Origin of the sequence: Nonomuraea sp. NPDC050790, assembly GCF_044456745.1 — a bacterium.
In the GTDB taxonomy this organism is placed as follows: Bacteria; Actinomycetota; Actinomycetes; order Streptosporangiales; family Streptosporangiaceae; genus Nonomuraea.
The window spans coordinates 184,225-204,924 of record NZ_JBITGF010000010.1; the positions used below are offsets into that span (position 1 = coordinate 184,225).

15 protein-coding genes are annotated in these 20,700 nt (G+C 71.7%); 4 read left to right on the forward strand and 11 right to left on the reverse strand.

Features of this window, described 5'->3' with window-relative positions; genetic code table 11:
• The first annotated feature begins 113 nt into the window (after window positions 1-113).
• From ACIBEJ_RS41615 to ACIBEJ_RS41625, 3 genes are read left to right on the forward strand one after another with little or no spacing between them, the layout of a single operon-like run.
• Window positions 114-1,088 carry a Bug family tripartite tricarboxylate transporter substrate binding protein gene (locus tag ACIBEJ_RS41615; protein WP_397188467.1) on the forward strand — a complete coding sequence of 325 codons (975 nt, stop codon included), beginning with the start codon at window positions 114-116 and terminating at the stop codon, window positions 1,086-1,088.
• Window positions 1,088-1,594, forward strand: coding sequence for a tripartite tricarboxylate transporter TctB family protein (locus ACIBEJ_RS41620; RefSeq protein WP_397188468.1), 507 nt, complete (start codon window positions 1,088-1,090; stop codon window positions 1,592-1,594). Before ACIBEJ_RS41615 ends, ACIBEJ_RS41620 begins: the two co-directional genes overlap by 1 nt.
• A 3-nt stretch (window positions 1,595-1,597) precedes the next feature.
• Window positions 1,598-3,121: a tripartite tricarboxylate transporter permease gene (locus ACIBEJ_RS41625; protein WP_397188469.1), complete on the forward strand. Its 1,524-nt coding sequence runs from the start codon at window positions 1,598-1,600 to the stop codon at window positions 3,119-3,121.
• A gap of 96 nt (window positions 3,122-3,217) precedes the next feature.
• Here the strand turns inward: ACIBEJ_RS41625 and ACIBEJ_RS41630 are convergent, their stop codons facing one another.
• The 10 genes from ACIBEJ_RS41630 to ACIBEJ_RS41675 form a co-directional block, all read right to left on the reverse strand.
• Window positions 3,218-4,546 carry an MFS transporter gene (locus tag ACIBEJ_RS41630; RefSeq protein WP_397188470.1) on the reverse strand — a complete coding sequence of 443 codons (1,329 nt, stop codon included), beginning with the start codon at window positions 4,544-4,546 and terminating at the stop codon, window positions 3,218-3,220.
• A gap of 149 nt (window positions 4,547-4,695) precedes the next feature.
• Complete coding sequence (gene gatB / locus ACIBEJ_RS41635; protein ID WP_397188652.1) at window positions 4,696-6,183, reverse strand: Asp-tRNA(Asn)/Glu-tRNA(Gln) amidotransferase subunit GatB; 1,488 nt, start codon at window positions 6,181-6,183, stop codon at window positions 4,696-4,698.
• 5 nt (window positions 6,184-6,188) lie between these two features.
• Window positions 6,189-7,679 (reverse strand): Asp-tRNA(Asn)/Glu-tRNA(Gln) amidotransferase subunit GatA, encoded by a 1,491-nt coding sequence (gatA, locus tag ACIBEJ_RS41640; RefSeq protein ID WP_397188471.1) that lies wholly within the window; start codon window positions 7,677-7,679, stop codon window positions 6,189-6,191.
• Window positions 7,676-7,975, reverse strand: coding sequence for an Asp-tRNA(Asn)/Glu-tRNA(Gln) amidotransferase subunit GatC (gene gatC, locus ACIBEJ_RS41645; protein ID WP_184960458.1), 300 nt, complete (start codon window positions 7,973-7,975; stop codon window positions 7,676-7,678). The genes gatA and gatC overlap by 4 nt, the downstream gene beginning before the upstream one ends.
• A 105-nt stretch (window positions 7,976-8,080) precedes the next feature.
• On the reverse strand, window positions 8,081-10,156 hold the full coding sequence (locus ACIBEJ_RS41650) for a putative bifunctional diguanylate cyclase/phosphodiesterase (protein WP_397188472.1): 2,076 nt from the start codon (window positions 10,154-10,156) through the stop codon (window positions 8,081-8,083).
• 197 nt (window positions 10,157-10,353) lie between these two features.
• Window positions 10,354-12,528 (reverse strand): NAD-dependent DNA ligase LigA, encoded by a 2,175-nt coding sequence (gene ligA, locus ACIBEJ_RS41655; protein ID WP_397188473.1) that lies wholly within the window; start codon window positions 12,526-12,528, stop codon window positions 10,354-10,356.
• Window positions 12,529-12,581: 53 nt separating this feature from the next.
• Window positions 12,582-12,917 (reverse strand): hypothetical protein, encoded by a 336-nt coding sequence (locus ACIBEJ_RS41660; RefSeq protein WP_397188474.1) that lies wholly within the window; start codon window positions 12,915-12,917, stop codon window positions 12,582-12,584.
• Window positions 12,918-12,930: 13 nt separating this feature from the next.
• Window positions 12,931-16,833: a hypothetical protein gene (locus ACIBEJ_RS41665; RefSeq protein ID WP_397188475.1), complete on the reverse strand. Its 3,903-nt coding sequence runs from the start codon at window positions 16,831-16,833 to the stop codon at window positions 12,931-12,933.
• 89 nt (window positions 16,834-16,922) lie between these two features.
• Window positions 16,923-17,342, reverse strand: coding sequence for a hypothetical protein (locus ACIBEJ_RS41670; RefSeq protein ID WP_397188476.1), 420 nt, complete (start codon window positions 17,340-17,342; stop codon window positions 16,923-16,925).
• Between the two features lie 14 nt (window positions 17,343-17,356).
• Window positions 17,357-18,349: a methionine synthase gene (locus tag ACIBEJ_RS41675; RefSeq protein ID WP_397188477.1), complete on the reverse strand. Its 993-nt coding sequence runs from the start codon at window positions 18,347-18,349 to the stop codon at window positions 17,357-17,359.
• 28 nt (window positions 18,350-18,377) lie between these two features.
• On the opposite strand from ACIBEJ_RS41675, the gene ACIBEJ_RS41680 reads away from it, so the two are divergent.
• Window positions 18,378-19,010 (forward strand): MBL fold metallo-hydrolase, encoded by a 633-nt coding sequence (locus tag ACIBEJ_RS41680; protein ID WP_397188478.1) that lies wholly within the window; start codon window positions 18,378-18,380, stop codon window positions 19,008-19,010.
• 431 nt (window positions 19,011-19,441) lie between these two features.
• On the opposite strand, the gene mnmA is transcribed toward ACIBEJ_RS41680, so the two are convergent.
• Entirely contained in the window at window positions 19,442-20,500 is a 1,059-nt protein-coding gene (gene mnmA / locus ACIBEJ_RS41685) for a tRNA 2-thiouridine(34) synthase MnmA (protein ID WP_397188479.1), read from the reverse strand.
• Window positions 20,501-20,700 lie beyond the last annotated feature (200 nt).

Genomic DNA, 20,700 nt, shown 5'->3' on the forward strand with positions numbered 1-20,700 from the left:
GGGTAGCGACCAATACGAACAAAAAGACGGCAAGTGCGAAAAGGCTCGACCAGGACGGGTTGACAGCTCACCATCGCAGTTCACCGAACGTGAGAACCCCCCTTGGAGTGATCATGCGCCTGCGCATATTCGCCGCGCTCGCGGCCCTCTCCGTGGCCGCCCTGTCGGCCTGCGGCAACAGCGGCGGCACGAGCGCCTCCGGCAGCGGCACGCTGAAGATCATGGCGCCCGCCAACGCCGGCGGTGGCTGGGACCAGACCTCGCGCACCGCCGAGCAGGCGATCAAGCAGGCCGACCCCTCACGCAAGGTCGAGGTCTACAACGTGCCCGGCGCCGGCGGCACCATCGGCCTGGCCCAGCTCGCCGGGGAGAAGGGCAATGGCAACCTGCTCATGACGATGGGCCTGGTCATGGTCGGCGCCATCGAGCAGAACAAGTCCAAGGTCACGCTGTCGGACACCACGCCGATCGCCAAGCTGACTGAGGAGTACGAGATCATCGTCGTGCCCGCCGAGTCCAAGCTCAAGACCGTCGCCGACCTGGTCGCGGCGTGGAAGGCCGACCCGAAGACCGTCTCGATCGCGGGCGGCTCGGCCGGCGGCACCGACCACATCCTGGCCGGGCTCATGGCCAAGGCCGCGGGCGTGGACCCCAAGCAGATCAACTACGTCGCCAACTCCGGCGGCGGCGAGGCGCTCAACCTGCTCCTGGGCAACAAGGCCACGATCGGCATCTCGGGCGTCGGCGAGTTCGCCGAGCAGGTGAAGGCGGGCAAGCTGCGCGCCCTGGCCGTCAGCTCCCCGCAGCGCCTGCCCGACCTCGACGCGCCCACGATCAAGGAGGGCGGCCTCGACGTCGAGATCGCCAACTGGCGCGGCATGGTCGCCCCCGGCGGCCTGAACGACGCCGACAAGAAGGCCCTCACCGACCTGGTCACCAAGATGCACGCCTCGCAGGCGTGGAAGGACGCGGTCGCCAAGAACGGCTGGATCGACTCCTTCCAGACTGGCGAGCAGTTCGCCTCGTACCTGAACGCCGAGCAGACCCGGGTCAAGTCCATCATCGCCGAGATGGGGCTCGTCTCCTGATGGAGCCCACGCAGAGCAAGAAGCGGGGCTGGTGGCGACCCGAGCTCGGGTTGGCGCTGGCCCTGCTGGCCGTCGGCGTCTACGTGATCGTCGGCACGCTGAACGTCGAGGCGGCGACCTCCGTCGTCGGCCTGGGGCCGCGGTTCTTCCCCATGCTGGTCGGCGGCGCCATCACCGTCGTGGGCGCGTTCTACGTGATCGACGTCCTGCGCGGCGGCCGCGGCGACCCCGAGGAGAGCGAGGACATCGACGCCGACGCACCCGCCGACCTCAAGCAGGTCGGGCTGGTCGGCGGCGTCTTCCTCGCCTTCACCGCGCTGCTCGACACGCTCGGCTGGATCATCGCGGGCAGCCTGCTGTTCTTCGGCCTGTCGCTGGCCCTGGGCGCCGAGCACCGCGTGCGCGCGGCGATCGTCGGCGTGGTCCTGGGCCTCGGCACCTACCTCGCCTTCGTCAAGGGCCTCGGCGTGAACCTGCCCGCGGGCATCCTGGAAGGCGTGATCTGAGCCATGGACTCCTTCCAGCTCCTGCTCGACGGCTTCGCCTCCGCGCTGACGCCGATCAACCTGCTGTACGCGCTCGTCGGCGTCACGCTGGGCACGCTCGTCGGCGTCCTGCCCGGCATCGGCCCGGCCATGACCGTCGCCCTCCTGCTGCCGGTCACCTTCACCGTGCCGCCCGCCAGCGCGTTCATCATGTTCGCCGGCATCTACTACGGCGGCATGTACGGCGGCTCCACCACCTCCATCCTGCTCAACACCCCCGGCGAGTCCTCCTCGATGATCACCGCGCTGGAGGGCAACAAGATGGCCAAGCGGGGCCGCGCCGCCCAGGCGCTGGCGACCGCGGCCATCGGCTCGTTCGTCGCGGGCACGCTGGCCACCGGCCTGCTCGTCGTCGCCGCCCCGGCCGTGGTCGCCTTCGCGATCGCCTTCGGCCCCGAGGACTACTTCGCCCTGGCCATCCTGGCCTTCACCGCGGTCTCCTCGGTGCTGTCGCGCTCGGTCGTGCGCGGCCTGGCCTCGCTCGGCTTCGGCCTGGCGATCGGACTGGTCGGCATCGACCAGCAGACCGGGCAGGCCAGGCTCACGCTGGGCATCCCGCAACTGTTCGACGGCATCGACGTGGTGATCGTCGCGGTCGGCCTGTTCGCGCTGGGTGAGGCCCTGTACGTGGCCTCCCGGCTGCGGCACGTGCCGCCCGAGGTCATCCCGGTCGGCCGGGCGTACCTGGGCCGCGCCGACTGGGCGCGCTCCTGGAAGCCGTGGCTGCGCGGCACCGCGCTGGGCTTCCCGTTCGGCGCGCTGCCGGGCGGCGGCGCCGAGATCCCCACCTTCCTGTCGTACGCGGCCGAGAAGAAGCTGGCCCGCGGCGTGGCCCGCGAGGAGTACGGCAAGGGCGCCATCGAGGGCGTCGCGGGACCGGAGGCGGCCAACAACGCCTCGGCCGCCGGCACCCTGGTCCCCCTGCTCAGCCTGGGCCTGCCCACGTCCGCGACCGCCGCGATCCTCCTGGCCGCCTTCCAGCAGTACGGCCTGCAGCCCGGCCCCCAGCTCTTCGACCACAACCCGGCCCTGGTCTGGGGCATGATCGCATCCCTGTTCGTGGGCAACGCGATGTTGCTGGTGCTCAACCTGCCGCTGGCTCCCCTGTGGGCCAAGGTGCTGCATGTGCCGCGGCCGTACCTTTATGCCGGGATCGTGATGTTCGCCGCGCTGGGCGTCTACGCCCTGAACGCCTCGGCCGTGGATCTGATCGTGCTCTTCGTCCTCGGCCTGCTGGGCTGGGCGATGCGCCGCTTCGGGCTGCCGGTGGCGCCCGCGGTCATCGGCATGATCCTGGGCCCGATGGCCGAGATCCAGCTCCGCCGCGCGCTGGCCATCGGGGCGGGCGACGTGAGCGTCCTGGTCAAGAGCCCGATCGCGGTGGTGCTGCTCCTGCTGTCGGCGCTGGCCCTGCTGACCCCGGTCTTCAGGAAGCTGCTGGCACGGCGGCGCGACGGAAGGGTCACATCAGGGTCACCCGCCGAGTAGGCGCGCCCTCACGGGGAATCATCTGTGTGGTTCCTGGGGACAGACGTCCGTGGCCCCGCCGGCCTTGTCCACCGGCGGGGCCTTTTGGTTCGCGGGTCAGGCGGCGCTCGCCACCGCGGTCCTCCGGCCGGACGGGGTGGTGACGCCGAAGCGGGGAGCCACCCACAGGCCGGCCAGCACCATCGCCAGCGCCGCCGCGAACACCGCCCAGTAGCCCGAGGCCGCCGCCGTGAACAGGGCGCTGGTCACCGCGACCGCCACCACCGAGAAGACCGCCTCGCCCACCTGCAGCGACGAGGAGTTGGCCCCCTGCTCGCCGGGCGCCGACAGTTCGAGCGTGAGCACGGACAGCGTCGGGTACACCAGCCCCATCCCGAACCCGGCGATGATCCACGACGGGTACGCCAGCCAGATCGGCACCGGCTCGAAGGTGACGGCGCCCATCAGCAGGATGCCCAGCGCGATCATGGCGGTGCCGCCGCGCAGGTTCGTCATCCGGCTGAAGACCTCCCGGCCCTGCAGCCACGAGGCGAGCGACCAGGTCAGGGCGCCGCCGGTCAGCGCGATGCCGGCCACGAACGTCGACAGCCCGCGCTGGCTGATCAGCATCAGCGGGATGATCACCTCGGCGGCGAAGAAGGCGCCGGTGGCCAGGCCGCGAAGGGCCACGACCGACGGCAGCCCCCTGGCGGCCCGCAGCGTGCCGGCGGGCAGCAGCCTCGGCAGGGCCAGGGCCAGCACGACCAGGCCGGCGACGAGGAGGAGCACCTCGCCCTTGCTGCCGTACTGCATGAGGCCGGCGCCGACCGCGGTCACCGCGGCCCAGCCGAGCTTGCCGAGCATGCCGGGCGCGGAGTCGGCCTGCCCGCCCGAGACCGGCTGCCCCGCCAGGCCGCGGAACAGCACCAGCGCCGCCACCGCGGTCAGGATCGGCACGCCCAGGAAGACCCAGCGCCATCCGGCCGTCTCCACGACGACCCCGACGATGGCCGGGCCCACCATGGACGGCACCACCCATGCCGTCGCGAACAACGAGAAGATCTTCGGGTGGAGGTGCTCGGGGTAGGCCCTGGCCACCACCACGTACAGGGCCACCTGGACCAGCGCCCCACCGAACCCCTGCACGAGGCGTCCGGCGATCAGCATCTCCATGCTCTGCGCGAACCCGGCCAGGCCGAGCCCGCCCGCGAACGCCACCGCGCCCACCCAGAGCGGAGCCAGCGGCCCGCGAAGGTCTGCCCATCGGCCGCCCAGGACCGTCCCGATCACACCTGCGGCCATGGCTCCGCTGAAGGCCAGGCCGTACAGCTCAAGTCCGCCCAGTTCCCGGGCGACGACGGGCATGGCGACCGCGACCGCCATGTACTCGAAGGCGACGAGCGACACCATCGCCACCAGCCCAATGGTCAATGCTTTACGCGTCATGCCGTTGAAAGTACGTCGGCGCCGCGCCGGCCACATCGTGCCGTGGTCCTAGGTCCCCCTGGGCCAATAGTCCTAGACCTTCTATATCCAGAATAACCCGAATACCGCGGTGGAGAAGGGCCCCGCCACACGGACGGGGCCCTCGCGGGCTACTCGGAGACGCCCAGCTTCTCCAGGATCAGCTCCCGGGCACGGCCGGCGTCGGCCTTGCCGCGGCTGGCCTTCATGACGCCGCCGACCAGCGCGCCCACCGCGGCGATCTTGCCGGAGCGGACCTTGTCGGCCACGTCGGCGTTGCCGGCCAGGACCTCGTCGACGATCGCCGACAGCTCGCCCTCGTCGTTGACGATCTCCAGGCCGCGCGCGGCCACGACCGCGTCGGGCGAGCCCTCCCCGGCCAGGACGCCCTCCAGCACCTGGCGGGCCAGCTTGTCGTTGAGCGAGCCCGAGGCCACCAGCTCGGTCACCCGGGCGATGTCGGCCGGCGTGATGGACAGGTCGGCCAGGGCGGTGCCGCTCTCGTTCGCGCGGCGGGCCAGCTCGCCCATCCACCACTTGCGCGCGTCGGCCGCCGGAGCGCCCGCCGCGACCGTCGCCTCGACCAGGTCGATCGCGTCGGCGTTGTGCATGGCCTGCATGTCGAGGTCGGACACGCCCCACTCGGCCTGCAGCCGCCTGCGCTTGACCCGCGGCAGCTCGGGCAGCTCCGCCTTCAGCGTCGCCACCCACGCCACGTCCGGCGCGATCGGCACCAGGTCGGGCTCGGGGAAGTAGCGGTAGTCCTGCGCCTCTTCCTTGGAACGGCCGGGCGTGGTGGTGCCGGTGTCCTCGTGGAAGTGCCTGGTCTCCTGGAGGATCTTGCCACCCTCGGCCAGGATGTGGGCCTGCCGCTCGATCTCGGAACGCACCGCCCGCTCGACGCTGCGCAGCGAGTTGACGTTCTTCGTCTCGGTGCGGGTCCCCCACTCGGCAGCGCCGCGCGGCATCAGCGAGACGTTCACGTCGCAGCGCATGGACCCTTCCTCCATGCGTACGTCGGAGACGCCCAGCGAGCGCATGATCTCCCGCAGCTCGGTCGCGTAGGCCCTGGCCACCTCGGGCGCCATGCGGTCGGTGCCCGGGATCGGCTTGGTGACGATCTCGACCAGCGGGATGCCGGCGCGGTTGTAGTCGACGATCGAGTAGTCGGCGCCCTGGATGCGGCCGGTGGCGCCGCCCACGTGGGTGGACTTGCCGGTGTCCTCCTCCAGGTGGACCCGCTCGATCTCGATCCGCACGGTCTCGCCGTCGACCTCGACGTCGAGGTAGCCGTCGAAGCAGAGCGGCTCGTCGTACTGCGAGATCTGGTAGTTCTTCGGCATGTCCGGATAGAAGTAGTTCTTCCGGGCGAAGCGGCACCACTCGGCGATGGAGCAGTTGAGCGCCAGGCCGATGCGGATCGTGGACTCGATCGCCGCCGCGTTGGCCACCGGCAGCGCGCCGGGAAAGGCCAGGCAGGTCGGGCAGACCTGCGTGTTGGGCGCGGCGCCGAACGTGGTCTTGCAGCCACAGAACATCTTCGAGGCGGTGCCGAGCTCGACATGGGTCTCAAGACCGAGAACCGGCTCGAACCGGCTCAACGCCTCGTCAAAAGCCATCACGCTCATAGCGCGGGCGCCTCCTTCAGCAGCGGGCCGCCCCAGCGGCTTTCCAGGGCCTGCTCCACCGCGGCGGCGACGCGGTAGCAGCGGTCGTCGCCCAGCACCGGAGCCATGATCTGCAGGCCGACCGGCAGGTTGTCCTCGTCGGCCAGGCCGCACGGGACCGAGATGGCCGCGTTGCCCGTCAGGTTGGACGGGATCGTGCACAGGTCGGCCAGGTACATCGCCATCGGGTCGCCGGTGCGCTCGCCGAGCTTGAACGCGGTGGTCGGCGTGGTCGGCGAGATCAGCACGTCCACCTGCTGGTAGGCGGCCTCGAAGTCGCGGCTGATGAGCGTGCGGACCTTCTGGGCCTGGCCGTAGTAGGCGTCGTAGTAGCCGCTCGACAGGGCGTAGGTGCCGAGCATGATGCGCCGCTTGACCTCGGGGCCGAAGCCGGCGGCCCTGGTCAGCGCCATGACCTCCTCGGCGCTCCGGGTGCCGTCGTCGCCTACGCGCAGGCCGTACCGCATGGCGTCGAAGCGCGCCAGGTTGGACGAGCACTCCGACGGCGCGATGAGGTAGTAGGCGGGCAGCGCGGTGGTGAACGTCGGGCAGGAGACCTCGACGACCTTGGCGCCGAGCGACTCCAGCAGCTCGACGGCGTCGTGGAAGCGGTTGAGCACGCCCTGCTGGTAGCCCTCGCCGCCGAACTCCTTGACCACGCCGATGCGCATGCCCTGGACGTCGCCGTGGCGGGCGGCCTCGACGACGGCGGGTACGGGCGCGTCGATGGAGGTGGAGTCCATCGGGTCGTGGCCGGAGAAGACCTCGTGCAGCAGCGCGGTGTCGAGCACGTTGCGGGCGAAGGGGCCCGGCGTGTCGAGGGAGCTGGCGAAGGCGATGACGCCGTAGCGGGAGGAGCCGCCGTAAGTGGGCTTCATGCCGACGATGCCGGTGACGGCGGCGGGCTGGCGGATGGAGCCGCCGGTGTCGGTGCCGGTGGACAGCGGCGCCTCGTAGGCCGCGACCGCCGCCGACGAGCCGCCGGAGGAGCCGCCGGGGGTGCGGGTGAGGTCCCACGGGTTGTGGGAGTCGCCGTAGGCGGAGTTCTCGGTGGAGGAGCCCATCGCGAACTCGTCGAGGTTGGTCTTGCCGAGGATGACCAGTCCGGCGGCGCGCAGCCGCGCGGTCACGGTCGCGTCGTACGGCGGCCGCCACCCCTCCAGGATCTTGGACGCGGCGGTCGTCGGCATGTCGTGGGTGGAGAAGATGTCCTTGTGCGCGATCGGCACCCCGGCCAGCGGCCCGAGCTTCTCCCCCGCGGCCAGCCGGGCGTCGACCGCCCGTGCCTGGGCCAGCGTGACCTCGCGGTCGACGTGGAGGAACGCCTTGACCTTGGGCTCGACCTCGGCCATGCGGTCGAGGTGCGCCTCGGTGACCTCGGCGGAGGAGGTCTCGCCTGAGGCGATGAGCGCGCCGAGCTCGGCGGCCGTCTTGTGGATGAGACTCATGCTTCCTCCCCCAGGATGCGCGGAACCCGGAAGCGGTCGTCCTCGACGGCCGGCGCCCCGGCCAGGGCTTGCTCAGGCGTCAGGGACTGTCGCACCTCGTCGGCGCGGAAGACGTTGGTCAGCGGGAGCGCGTGCGACGAAGGCGGCACGTCCTCGGCGGCGACCTCGGCGACCTTCGCGACAGCCTCGATGATCGCATCGAGCTGCGTGGCGTAGTGGTCGAGCTCGTCGTCGGACAGCGCCATCCTGGACAGCCGGGCCAGGTGCGCGACCTCGTCGCGGGTTATGGCGGACATGAGTCGTTGAACCCGTTTCTGGATGGAGTTTGGACACTGTCATCCTAGGGGGCTCGGGCAAGCGGGACCGAACGGTTAACGTGGCCTCTCACCTGCGTGCCGCGCTCAGGCGGTCCTGGTGACCTCGGCGGCGCGGTAGCCGTAGCCGAGCGCGGGTTCGGGGTCGAGGTGGTCGCGCAGCCAGAGCGTGGCGTCGGCGGCCACCATCGGCTCGCAGAACAGCCAGCCCTGCCCCATGTCGCAGCCCATCTCGGCCAGCCGCAGCGCCGCGGCGTCGGACTCGACGCCCTCGGCCACCGAGCGCAGCCCGAGCGAGCGGACGAGGTCGACGATGGAGCGGACGATCCGCTCGTCGTCCTCGGACTCGGTGATCCGCCGCACGAACGACGAGTCGATCTTGACCTCGGCGACGGCGAGGCGCTGGAGGCGGATGAGCGAGGAGTAGCCGGTGCCGAAGTCGTCCAGGGCGAGCGGGATGCCGAGCGCCGCCAGCGCCTTGATCGTCTCGTGCGTGTACGCCTGGTCGCCCATGAGGATGCGCTCGGTGACCTCCAACTGGATGGCGTCGGGCGGCAGGCTGTAGCGGGCCAGGCCGACCTCCAGTTGCTCGGGCAGCGCCGAGTCGAGCAGGTCGCGGGCCGAGACGTTGACCGAGATCTGCACCTTGAGTCCCATGTGCCACCACCGGGCGGCCTGCTCCAGCGCCGCCTCGATGACGAACTCGGTGAGCTGGCGCATCAGGTACGACTGCTCGGCCAGCGGGATGAAGTCGGCCGGAGGGATGGTCCCGTGCACCGGGTGCCGCCAGCGCACCAGCGCCTCGACCCCGTGGACGGCGCCGGTGGTGAGGCCGACCTTGGGCTGGTAGTGCAGGCGCAGCTCACGGTTGTCCACGGCGCGGCGCAGGTCGCCGAGCAGGTGGAGACGCTCGGGCGAGTTGCGGTCCTTGTCGGGCTGGTAGAGCTCGACACCGGTACGCCCCTCCTTGGCCATGTACATGGCGACGTCGGCCCGCTGCATGAGGAGCTCGAAGTCGGGCGCGTGGTCGGGGAAGAGCGCGATGCCGACCGATCCGTCGAGGTCGAAGGTCATGCCTTCGAGGCGCACCGGCTCGGTGAGGGCGGCGCGCAGCCTGGCCGCCACCTCGCGGGCGGCGTGGGCGTCGCGGATGGACGGCAGCAGCACGGCGAACTCGTCGCCGCCGAGCCTGGCCACGACGTCGCCGGGCCGTACCGAGTGGAGGAGGCGGTGGGCCACCATCTGCAGCAGCCGGTCGCCGACCGGGTGGCCCATGGTGTCGTTGACCTCTTTGAACCGGTCGAGGTCGAGGAGGAACAGGCCCACGCGCTCGCCTTCGCGCGCCTCGGCCAGGGCCTCCTCGGTGCTGACGATGAGCATCTTGCGGTTGGGCAGGCCGGTGAGCTCGTCGTGCAGCGCCTGGTGGTCGCGGCGCATGGAGAGTGTGGCGGTGAAGTAGACGGCGGCGAGGGGGGCGACGAACAGGGGCACGAGGCCGGGCGAGTGGCTCATGACGACCACGACCAGGGGGGCCAGGCCGAGCAGCGCGGTGTAGACGAGGCTCTGCGGCCCGGCGGTGGCGCGCATGACCCGGACGACCGAGCGGCGCTCGTGCAGGGCGACGGCGCCGCAGACGAGCGTGGCCCTGGTGACGAAGTACGCCACGCCGGACAGCGCGATCGGCACGAGGTCGGCGCCGCCCGGCACCCACGGCACCTCGGGCGTGGGCACGATCCCGAAGACGCCGAGCACGACGGCGGCGGCGGTGAGCGCGAGCGTCGACTGACCCACGTTGAACAGCACCCGGTGCCACGCCTTGCGGGTGACGACCCCGTTCATGACCACGCCGACGACCTGCATGAGCACCGCGACGGGCAGCCCGAAGTGCAGCAGCACCGCGAAGGTGAACATGGTCGAGGGGTAGGTGCCGCCCACGGAGGCCGCGGACGAGACCATGACGGGCCTGAGCTCGCCCAGCACGACCAGCACCGCGAGCACCCAGAACAGCGGGGTGCGGGCGAGCTCCGCCAGGCCGACAGGGTCGAGCCTGAGTATGGCCGCGACCAGCGCGGTGCCGCCGATCGCGGAGATGGCCGCGAGGAAGGCCCACAGGGGAGTGCCCATGCGCGGGCCGGTGTCGCGGGTGTCGGTTGGGTCAGTCATGAGTAACAGAACCCCCATTAGGTCACTATGGGAGGGTACGACCTTAACCCCACTTCGCGAAACCAAGCGCGTACGTTCCGTCACTTCGCCTTTCCGACAATACCTCACATTCTGACCGACCCAGAACCCGTTTCTAGAACCCGATACGGCCCCCGACCTCGCGTGATGCCCGCCGCGACCAAGGGCTCCAGGATCTTTCAGGGCTCGGGCTGGACCGCCACGGCGGCCGCCGCCTCGGGCCCGTCGGCCAGCAGTACACCGAACCCCGCCTCGTCCAGGATCGGCACGCCGAGCGAGACCGCCTTGTCGTACTTCGACCCGGCGTTCTCCCCCACCACCACGAAGGCCGTCTTCTTGGAGACGGACCCGGCCACCTTCCCGCCGCGCGACTCGATCTCCTGGGCGGCGGAGTCGCGGGTGTGGCCCTCCAGCGTGCCGGTGACCACGAGCGTCAGCCCCTCAAGGGTCTTGGGGCCGCTCGCCACCTCGGGCTCGTCGTCCTCCATGCGCACGCCCGCCGCCCGCCACCGCTCGACGATCTCGCGGTGCCAGTCGACCTCGAACCACTCCTTGATCGTGGCGGCCATGTTCGGCCCGATGTCCCTGACCGCCGCCAGTTCCTCCACCGAGGCGTTCATGATGGCGTCGACCGAGCGCATCGCCGAGGCCAGCGCGCGCGCCGTCGGCGGGCCCACGTGCCGGATCGACAGCGCCACCAGCACCCGCCACAGCTCCTTGTCCTTGGCCGCCTCCAACTGCTCGCGCAGGCTGAGCGCGGCCATCGACGGCTCGCCGTTGGCGTTGGAGAACAGCGAAACGACCTTGGGCTCACCCGTCTTCTCGTCGATCTTGGGCAGGCCGGTGTCCTGGTCGCGGACGATCGAGCGGATCGGGATCAGCTTGTCCAGCGTGAGGTCGAACAGGTCGGCCTCGGTACGCAGCACCGGCTCCTGCTCCGCCACCGGCTGGGTGAGCGCGGTCGCCGCCACGTACCCCAGGCCGCCGATGTCGAGGGCGTTGCGGCGGGCGGCGAAGAAGACCCGCTCGCGCAACTGCGCCGGGCAGTGCTTGGCGTTCGGGCAGCGCAGGTCCGCGTCGCCCTCCTTCTCGTAGGCCAGCGCGGTCCCGCAGGCCGGGCAGTGGGTCGGCATCACGAACTCGCGCTCGCTGCCGTCGCGCAGCGCGAGCACCGGCCCGACGACCTCCGGGATGACGTCTCCGGCCTTGCGCAGCACCACGGTGTCACCGATGAGCACGCCCTTGGCCTTCACCACGGCCGCGTTGTGCAGGGTGGCGCGCTCCACCGTCGAGCCGGCCACCACGATCGGCTCCATCACCGCGAACGGCGTGACGCGCCCGGTCCTGCCGACACCCACGTGGATGTCGAGCAGCTTGGTGTTGACCTCCTCCGGCGGGTACTTGTAGGCGATCGCCCAGCGCGGCGCCCGCGAGGTCGAGCCCAGCTCACGCTGGGTGCGGAAGTTGTCGACCTTCACCACGACGCCGTCGATCTCGTACGCCGGGTCGTGCCGGTGCACCCGGTAGTTCTCGATGAAGGCGTTGACCTCGGCCGACCCCGCCACCACCCGGTAAAGGTCGGAGACGGGCAGCCCGAACGCGCGCAGCCGGTCGTAGACGTCCGACTGCGCCTTCGGCTCCTCGGCGCCCTCCCAGACGCCGATCCCGTGCACGATCATGCGCAGCGGGCGCTGGGCGGTGATGCGCGGGTCCTTCTGCCGCAGCGTGCCCGCCGCCGCGTTGCGCGGGTTGGCGAACAATGGCTTGCCCTCCGCGCCGAGCTGCTCGTTGAGCTTGGCGAAGTCGGCCACCGGGATGTACACCTCGCCGCGCACCTCCACCAGCGACGGCACGTCCTCGCCCCGCAGCCGGTGCGGCACCCCCGTGATCGTGCGCACGTTGGGCGTCACGTCGTCGCCCGTGCGGCCGTCGCCGCGGGTCGCGCCGCGCTCCAGCTTCCCGTCCCGGTAGACCAGCGCGATCGCCAGCCCGTCGATCTTCAGCTCACACAGGTACGGCCCCGCGTCCCCCTCGGCCAGCCGCTCCGCCCGCGCGATCCACGCGGCCATGTCGGCCTCGTTGAAGGCGTTGTCCAGGCTCTCCATCCGGGCCACGTGCTGCACCTTGGCGAAGTCGCCCGACGGCGGCGCCCCCACCTTCTGGGTGGGCGAGTCGGGCGTGCGCAGCGACGGGTCCTTCTCCTCCAGGTCGAGCAGCTCGCGGAACCACTGGTCGAACTGGGCGTCGCTCACCGTCGGATCGTCGAGCACGTAATACCGCCAGCGAGCTTCCTCGACCAGTTCGCTCAGCTCCGCGTGCCGTTTACGACCCTCGTCCAGCGCTTCGGCGGTCATCCCCGTACTCCCCTCGTTCCACGTTCAGAGAGAACGCTATCCAAGGGAGGCGGTCAGGAAAAAACATTCGGATCGCTGCCGCGCAACCCGGTGTCGTGGGAATTGATCCGCTCGACCTTGGCGCCCATCTCGGTGATCTTCTTGCTGGCGTTGATGACGATCGTGCCGCGGTCGGTGCCCGGCCCGGGATTGAAGATCTCGCGGCTGCCCCGCCCACCGCCCTGGGTCTTGTAGTAGATGGTCAGCCGGGTGTCGTAGCCCCGGCCGCCGTCCTCCAGGGTGTAGCGGATGACATACCTCTTGTGCCCTTTCCTCCTGGGGCTGATCTTCAGTGACGCGTCGGCCTTGTGAGAAGGCGACGGCAGCCCCACCGTGACGCTGTCTGCCATTTCCCGCCCTTTCCTAACACGTGGTCAGTGCGCACGCCGCGATCAACGGCTGGTCGATCACGTCGGCCAAATAGCGGAAATCCCATTCAACGACCCCGCCTTGGACGTTACTTGCGAGCATCGCGTACGTGCCAGGCCCAAACGCGACCCCCTCCCCCGCCCTGGACAACGTGTGCACGCGGCGGGGTCCGTGCCGGTCGCGCACGAGCCAGACGGCGACGGTCTCGTCCAGGGCGGCGGTGGCGGCCAGGCGGCCGTCGGGGCTGAGCGCCACCTCGTGGACCGGGCCGCCGTGCCCGCCCATCGAGCCCGCGACGCGCAGCCGCGTGCCGCCGACCACCTCCCACAGCACCGCCTTCCTGTCCTCACCGCCGCTCACCACCAGCTCCCCGCGTACGGCCAGCGCCCGCACGTCACCGGAGTGCCCGTCACCGGTGTCCGTACGGCGGGGCCGTCCCGGATCGCGCAGATCCCACAGCGCGAGGCGGCCGTCGGCCCCGCCCACGACGCCGAACCCGGCGCCCAGCGCGACCACGGAGGCGTCCTTGCCCGGCAGGCGGCTCTCCCGCCCGGTCGCCGCCGACCACAGCACGACCCCGCCGGGCCCGCTCATCAGGGCCAGGCGGCCGTCGGGACTGAGCGCGACCGAGCGCAGCCGCAGGCCCTCGGCCAGGTTCCGCGAGCCGCCCGGTCCGCGCAGCACCGCCCCGGACTCGCTCCCGGCCAGGGCGGTGGTCCCGTCCGCGCTCAGTGCCACCGCGGTCGCCTCCGGGAAGGCGGCCACCTCCCCTGACGGGCCCCAGAGGGTGGCGCCGTCCCGGTCGTGAGTCAGCCTCATCGCCCCGCCCACCGCGATCTGGGCGGCCGAGCCGGGCAGGACCTTCCTCCCGGGCGGGTCGGCGTAGCGCCAGAGGATGGCGCTGGTGTCGCCGCTGCCGGTGAGCAGCCTGCCGCCGGGGCCGAACTGGACCGCGGTGACCTCCGCCGTGTGCCCGGCCAGCCGGGTCCTGAGCTGGGGCAGGCGCGGGTCGGCCAGGTCCCAGACGATGACCGAGTAGTCGTCGCCCGCCGTGGCCAGCGTGACGCCGTCCGGCGCGAAGGCCACGTCGCCGACGAAGCCCTCGTGGCCGGTCAGGTAGCCGACCAGCTCGGGCTCGGCGCTGACGTCCCAGACGCGCTCGCCCACCACGGCCACCTGCCCGTCGGCGCGCAAGGCGACGCCGAGGCTGGGGTTGGTCTCCGTCTCGGGCACCGGCAGGGGCTGCGAGGTCCCGGTGTCCAGGCGCCACACCCGCCCCGCGCCCGCCGCGTCGGCCGTGACCAGCACCTCTCCCGCGACGGCCAGCTCGGTGACCGGGGGGCCGAAGCGGGTGAGCCTCTCCGGGGTGCCGCGCACGTCCCACAGCTCCACGCCGCGGTCGGAGGCGACGGCCACCCGGTCGCCGCCCGCGTAGAACTCCGCGTACTGGCCGGGATCACCCAGAACCGCCACCAGCCGGGGCGTGCCGCCCGTCAGGTCCCAGATCTCCGGCGGCGTCTCGCGCCAGGAGACCACGGCCCGCCCGTCCCGGCCGAAGCGGGCCGAGTAGACCGCGCCCTTGCCCGTGGCGGGCAGCGTGGCGAGTCTGGTGCGCCGGTCCAGGTCCCAGAGGTGCAGGGCGCCCTGGAAGTCGCCGGTCAGCGCGCGGGCGCCGTCCGGGCTGACGGCGACGGCGTTTACCGAGGCGGTGAAGCCGGTCAGGCGGGCGCGGTAGGCCATGCTCAGCGCGTCCGCGGCGAGGGCGGACTCGGTCACGGTTCCCGGATCTGTTCTGACCGCCTCGATGCCGAGCCTCAGGGCGGCGGGCGGGTCGGCCTGCCGTACGACGTCGGCCTGGAAGACCTTCGCCCGCGCGGCCGCGGTGCGGCGCTCGCGCTCGGCGTCCTGATATTTCAGTACGGCCACCGCCGAAGCGATCAACGACACCACGAGCAGCCCGCTCAGCACGGACACCAGCGCCACCCGCAGCCTGGCCCGCCGCGTGGCCAGCGCCTGCGAGGCGGCCAGGAACCTGGCCACCAGCGGCCCCGGCCGCCGCCCCGCCGCCCATTCGCGGGCCAGGTCCAGCCGCGACCCCTGATACAGCCCCGCCGGGTCGCCCTCCCACGCGCGGGCCGCCTCGACCAGGCGCTGCTCGACCAGGAGCGCGTTCCTGTCGTTCTCGATCCAGCCGCGCAGCGCGGGCCAGGCGGTCAGCAGCGCCTCGTGGGTGATCGTGACGTGCTCGCCGTCCAGCGTGAGCAGGCGGGCGTCGTCGGCGGCGAAGGCGGCGATCACCTCTTCGGCAGGCGTGTCGGCGGCGGGCAGTTCCAGGGCGAGCTGGTCGCGGGTGACGCGGCGGCGGGTGTCGTCGGTGCCGTCGCCCACATGGACCAGCCGCAGGAACAGCGCCTTCACGCCGCCGGGGTCGGGCAGCGAGGCCAGCACGTCGTCGGCGGTGGCGGCGAGCGCGCCGTGGATGCCGCCGGTCTGGCGGTATCCGGCCACGGTCAGGACGGTTCTGCGGCGCTGCTGCCAGGTGGCCAGCAGCGCGTGGGACAGCAGCGGCAGCCGTCCCGGCTCCTGGCCGAGGTCGCGCAGGAGCAGCTCGACCAGGCCGGGTTCCAGCGTCAGCCCGGCCGCCGCGGCGGGACGTTCGATGGCGGCGCGTAACTCGCCCTCGGTCATCGCGCCGACCACGACCTGGCCGCGTTCGAGCGCGGTGCGCAGGGCCGGGTGCTCGGCGCAGCGACCCAGGAAGTCGGCGCGGACCGCCAGCACGGTCAGCCCGGGTCGCTCGCGCAGGCGCTCGGCGACGTCCATGTCCTCCTCGAACTGGTCCACGACCAGCACGTCCACGTCGTCGGGCAGCGCCTCGCCCGGCCTGACCACGGCGACGGTGCGCGGGCCGCCGAGCGCGCCCTGGCGCAGCGCCGGCACCAGTCCCGCCCGCAGCAGCGAGGACTTGCCCGAGCCTGAAGGCCCGGTGACGATCAGCGGCGCCGGGTCGGCCTCACGCTCGGCCAGCCGCCTGACCAGCTCGGACACCAGCCGGTCCCGGCCGAAGAACAACGCCGCGTCCTTCTCGCCGAACGCGGCCAAACCCTTGTAGGGGGCGCCTTCGGGGAGGGTGGCGGGCGACAGCCGTACACCCTCGGGGGAAAGGCCGTGGGCGGGGTTGCGGGCGAGCGCGAGCTCGCCCACGCGGCCGGTGGAGCGGGCGCGCGGGCGCGGGAACCCGGCCGCGGGCAGCGTGCGGCTCAGATGCCGGTGGACGTGCTGCAGCGTCAGGTACGGCGGGCCGCCCGGATCACCCTCCCGCAGGAGGCGCAGCAGCGCCCCGGAGAAGGCCGTGTACGTGGCCCCTTCCGGGGCGAAGGAGGGCTCGCTGCGCCCCGCCGAGGTCAGCACGTACGCGCCGGTGATCTCGGTGAGCCCGGCCACCTCGTCGAGGGCGGACATGCCCTCGATGGCCCGGCCGGAGAAGCAGCAGTCGAGCACGACCGCGACCGGCGCGTCCACGTTGTCGAGAAGGTAGCGCCGCACGGTGTCATACGGCAGAGCCGTGTGTTCCAGGTGGAGCGGCCCGGAACGGGTGACACCGGCGGCCAGATGGAGCGAGCCACGACGGCTGACAAGGCCGTGGCCCACGTAATACACGATCAGCGGGCCGCCCGCGGCGGCCGCCGCCTGGGAGACGGCGGCGCCCAGCTCCAGCGGACTCGCCAGATCGAGCCCGACCCGGACGTCGGCCAGCCCGCACGTCTCCAGCAACACCTCACGCAGGTCCTGGAGTGTGCGCGCGACCGCGGGGAGGTCCGGCAGGTCGGATTCTGGACGATGCGTGCCCGTGCCGAGCAGCAGCGCGCTGGCGCCCGCGAAGTCACCGGCTCTCACGCATCGAGTTCAGCACAATCTCGCGATCGCGCCATGGGTAGGGCCCTACTCAGCCACCCTGGGCCTCACGGGCCTCAGCCGCTTGGGCCTCAGCCGCCCTGGGCCCACACGCCGTCCCATCCGGAGCACCTTCCGGTGATCTTGGTGGTGGTGCCGCGGCAGACCTTGCCCTCGATGGAGAGCATGTAGCCGGTGCCGAGGGAGAAGGCCAGCGGCTTGGCGCCCGAGCAGTTCTTGTAGGTCTTCCTGCCCTGGCCGCCGTTCTCCTTGGTCCAGCGGAACTTCAGCCAGGAACATCCCTTCTTGCCGGGGAGGTCGTAGAGCTTGCCGGAGACGGTGAAGCCGGGACGGTCGAGGACGACCTTGCCCTTGGCCTTGCCCGCCCGGTCGGCGGAGTAGATGGAGCCCCAGCTCCAGGTCTCGGGGTTGGCCGACGCCATGGCCGGGGCCGCCAGCGTCGCGGACGCGAAGAGGAGGGTCGCGCCCACGGCTATGGTGCGAAAAATCATGATCCTCAGGCTAGTCAGGCGCCTTGCATCCCGCTTGCAGGATCCTCCCGAAGCACCTCGGCCGCCTGGTGACAGGCGCGCAGCGCCGCCCGCGCGTACCGGGGAGAGGCGCCCGCCAGCCCGCACGCGGGGGTGAGCGTGACGCGCTCGGCCAGCTCACCCGGCGCGAACCCGAGCCGCCGCCACAGCTCCACCGCGGGCTTGGCCACGGCCCCGATGTCCGGCAGCCGCGCGTCGGTGCCCGGCACCACGCCCAGCAGGAACGCCAGCCCGGCCTCCACGGCCTCGCCGATCGTGTCCTCGTCGCGCCGCCGCAGCAGCGAGGCGTCCACGGAGACGCCGCGCACCCCGGCCCGCCGCAGCAGGGCGAAGGGGACGCCGGGCGCGCAGCAGTGCACCAGCGGTCTGTCGAACCCCTTCAGCGACTCCTCCACCCGCCACTCCTCGACCGCCGCCAGCCGCCCGAACCCCGAGGCGGTCGGCACCGTGCCGGCCAGCACGCCCGGCAGCGCCGGCTCGTCGAGCTGCAGCACGACCTCGCTCACCCCGGGCAGCCGCTTCGCGATCTCGGCAAGGTGGTCCCGCACGCCCTGGGCCAGCGAGTCGGTCAGATCCCGCACCGCCCCGGCGTCGGAGAGCATCCGGTTGCCGTGGCGCAGCTCGATCGCGGCGGCCAGCGTCCAGGGCCCGCAGACCTGCACCTTGAACGGCCCCTGGTAGCCCTGGCCGATCTCCTCCAGCCCGTCGAGATCACGGCGCAGGTGGTCGGCCGCCCGCTGGTGATCACGCCCTGGCCGGTCGGTCAGCCGCCACCCCGACGGCTGCACCTCGACGGCGAGATCGACGAGCAGCGAGGCCGTCCGCCCGACCATGTCCGCCCCCACGCCCCGCGCCGGCAGCTCGGGCAGATAAGGCAAGCCGGGCACCTCACCGAACACCACACGCAGCGCCTCCAGATGATCTTCACCCGGATGCGAACCAACCCCGGTAGCCTCCCACGCAGTCATGGCCCCAAGCCTAGTTATCGTGGGGACCATGAAGCTCACCAAGTACGGACACGCCTGCGTGCGACTGGAGAAGGACGGAAAGGTCCTGATCATCGATCCCGGCGTCTTCACCAAGGACCCGGTCCTGGACGGCGCCGACGCCGTGCTCATCACCCACGCCCACTTCGACCACCTGGACACCGAGCGCCTGAAGGCCGCCTCCCCGGACATCGAGGTCTGGACCTGCGCGGAGGTCGCGGCCGAGCTGACGGATGCGCCGATGAGGGTGCACACGGTGAAGCACGGCGACACGTTCACGACGGCCGGGTTCACGGTGAGTACGTATGGCGAGTGGCACGCCGCCAACCACCCGGACATGCCGATCGCGAACAACGTCGGGTTCCTGGTGGAGGAGGAGGTGTTCTACCCGGGCGACGCGCTGACGGTGCCCGACGTGCGGGTGGGGACGTTGCTGGTGCCTACGGGGGCGCCGTGGCTGAAGCTGTCGGAAATGGTGGAGTATTTGCGCACGATCCGCCCGGCCAGGGCGTACTCGACGCACGACGCCCTGTACAGCGAGGTCGGTCTGAGCTTGGTCGACAACTGGCTCAAACTCGAATCCGACCAGCAAAACGCCGACATGCGCCGCCTCCCCCTAGCCACCCCCGTCGCCCTCACCTGACCGCGTCCCCCTTCTATCCCGCCGCGCCCACTTTGCTCTGCTTCCTGTCCTGCCCGCGCCCGTCACGTCGCTTTTCCGTTACGGCAAGCCACACCCCCGCCACCCGCCGTCGCGGGTTGCCGCCGATCGTGGGGATCGCTTCTCACGTCGGACGTGGTCCCCACCGCAACGGCCCACGTTGACCAGCCACCGTGCCCCGCCCTGGCCACCTGCCAGGGCGCCGGGCCCCACCACACAACATCCCGCCGTCGCGGCGCCACAAGCACGGGTTGACGCCGCAAGCACCGGCTGGCCGCCAGCACGGACTGGCCACAAGCACCGGCTGGCCGCATGCGCGGTGGTGCCGCAAGTGTGGGGGGCCGCGGTGCCCTTCACCACACCGGTTCCCCTTCGCGCCTGGGGGCTTCGGTTGCCAACGGCTGAGGGGTGGGTTATGCGGAGGAAGCGATGGTGGCGGAGCCTAGGACGGTGTCGGCTGAGTAGAGGACGGCGGCCTGGCCTGCGGCTACGCCCGTGGCGGGGCGGGACAGGGTGATGTGGAGGTCGTCGCCGGTCTGCTCGTAGTGGCAGGCGTAGACCTCGCCGTGGGCGCGGAGCTGGACGGTGATGGGGCCGGTGGCGGCGGGGCCGTTCCAGACGGGGCGCACGCAGTGGATCTTGGTGACTTCCAGGGCCGTTCGGGGGCCCACCGTCACCGTGTTCGAGACGGGCTCGATCGACAGCACGTAGCGGGGGCGGCCGTCGGGGGCGGGGCGGTCGATGTGGAGGCCCTTGCGCTGGCCCACCGTGAAGCCGTGCGCGCCCTGGTGGGCGCCGACCACCTCGCCGTCCTGGTCGAGGATGCGGCCGGGCTCGGAGCCGAGGCGCTTGGCCAGGAAACCGCGGGTGTCCCCGTCGGCGATGAAGCAGATGTCGTGGCTGTCGGGCTTGTCGGCCACGGTCAGGCCGCGGCGGGCGGCCTCCTCGCGTACCTGGGCCTTGGTGGAGTCGCCCAGCGGGAAGATCGCGTGGCTGAGCTGCTCGCGGGTGAGCACGCCGAGCACGTACGACTGGTCCTTGGCCAGGTCAGGGCTCCTGGACAGCACCCCGTCGGCCAGCTTCGCGTGGTGCCCGGTGGCCACTGCGTCGAACCCCAGCGCCAGTGCCCGGTCCAGCACCGCCTCGAACTTGATCTTCTCGTTGCAGCGCAGGCACGGGTTGGGCGTACGGCCCGCGGCGTACTCGGCCACGAAGTCCTCGACCACGTCACGCTGGAAGCGCTCGGCCATGTCCCAGATGTAGAACGGGATCCCGATCACGTCGGCGGCCCTGCGGGCGTCGCGGGAGTCCTCGATCGTGCAACAGCCCCTGGCGCCGGTCCGGAAGGATTGCGGGTTGGCCGACAGAGCCAGATGCACACCGGTGACATCGTGACCGGCCTCGGCGATCCGAGCTGCGGCCACGGCGGAGTCGACGCCGCCCGACATGGCGGCAAGCACACGAAGTCCCATGACCCACCCAGCCTACCCGCTCACCCCACCCCACCCCACCCTCCGGCCCAGGGATCGAGGCAGCGGGGAGGTGGTCAAGGTGGGCCGTTGCGGCGAGTTCCACGTCCGACGTGAGAAGCGACCCCCACGATCGGCGGCAACCCGCGACGGCGGGTGGCGGGCGGGTGGCTTGCCGTAACGGAAAAGCGACGTGACAGGCG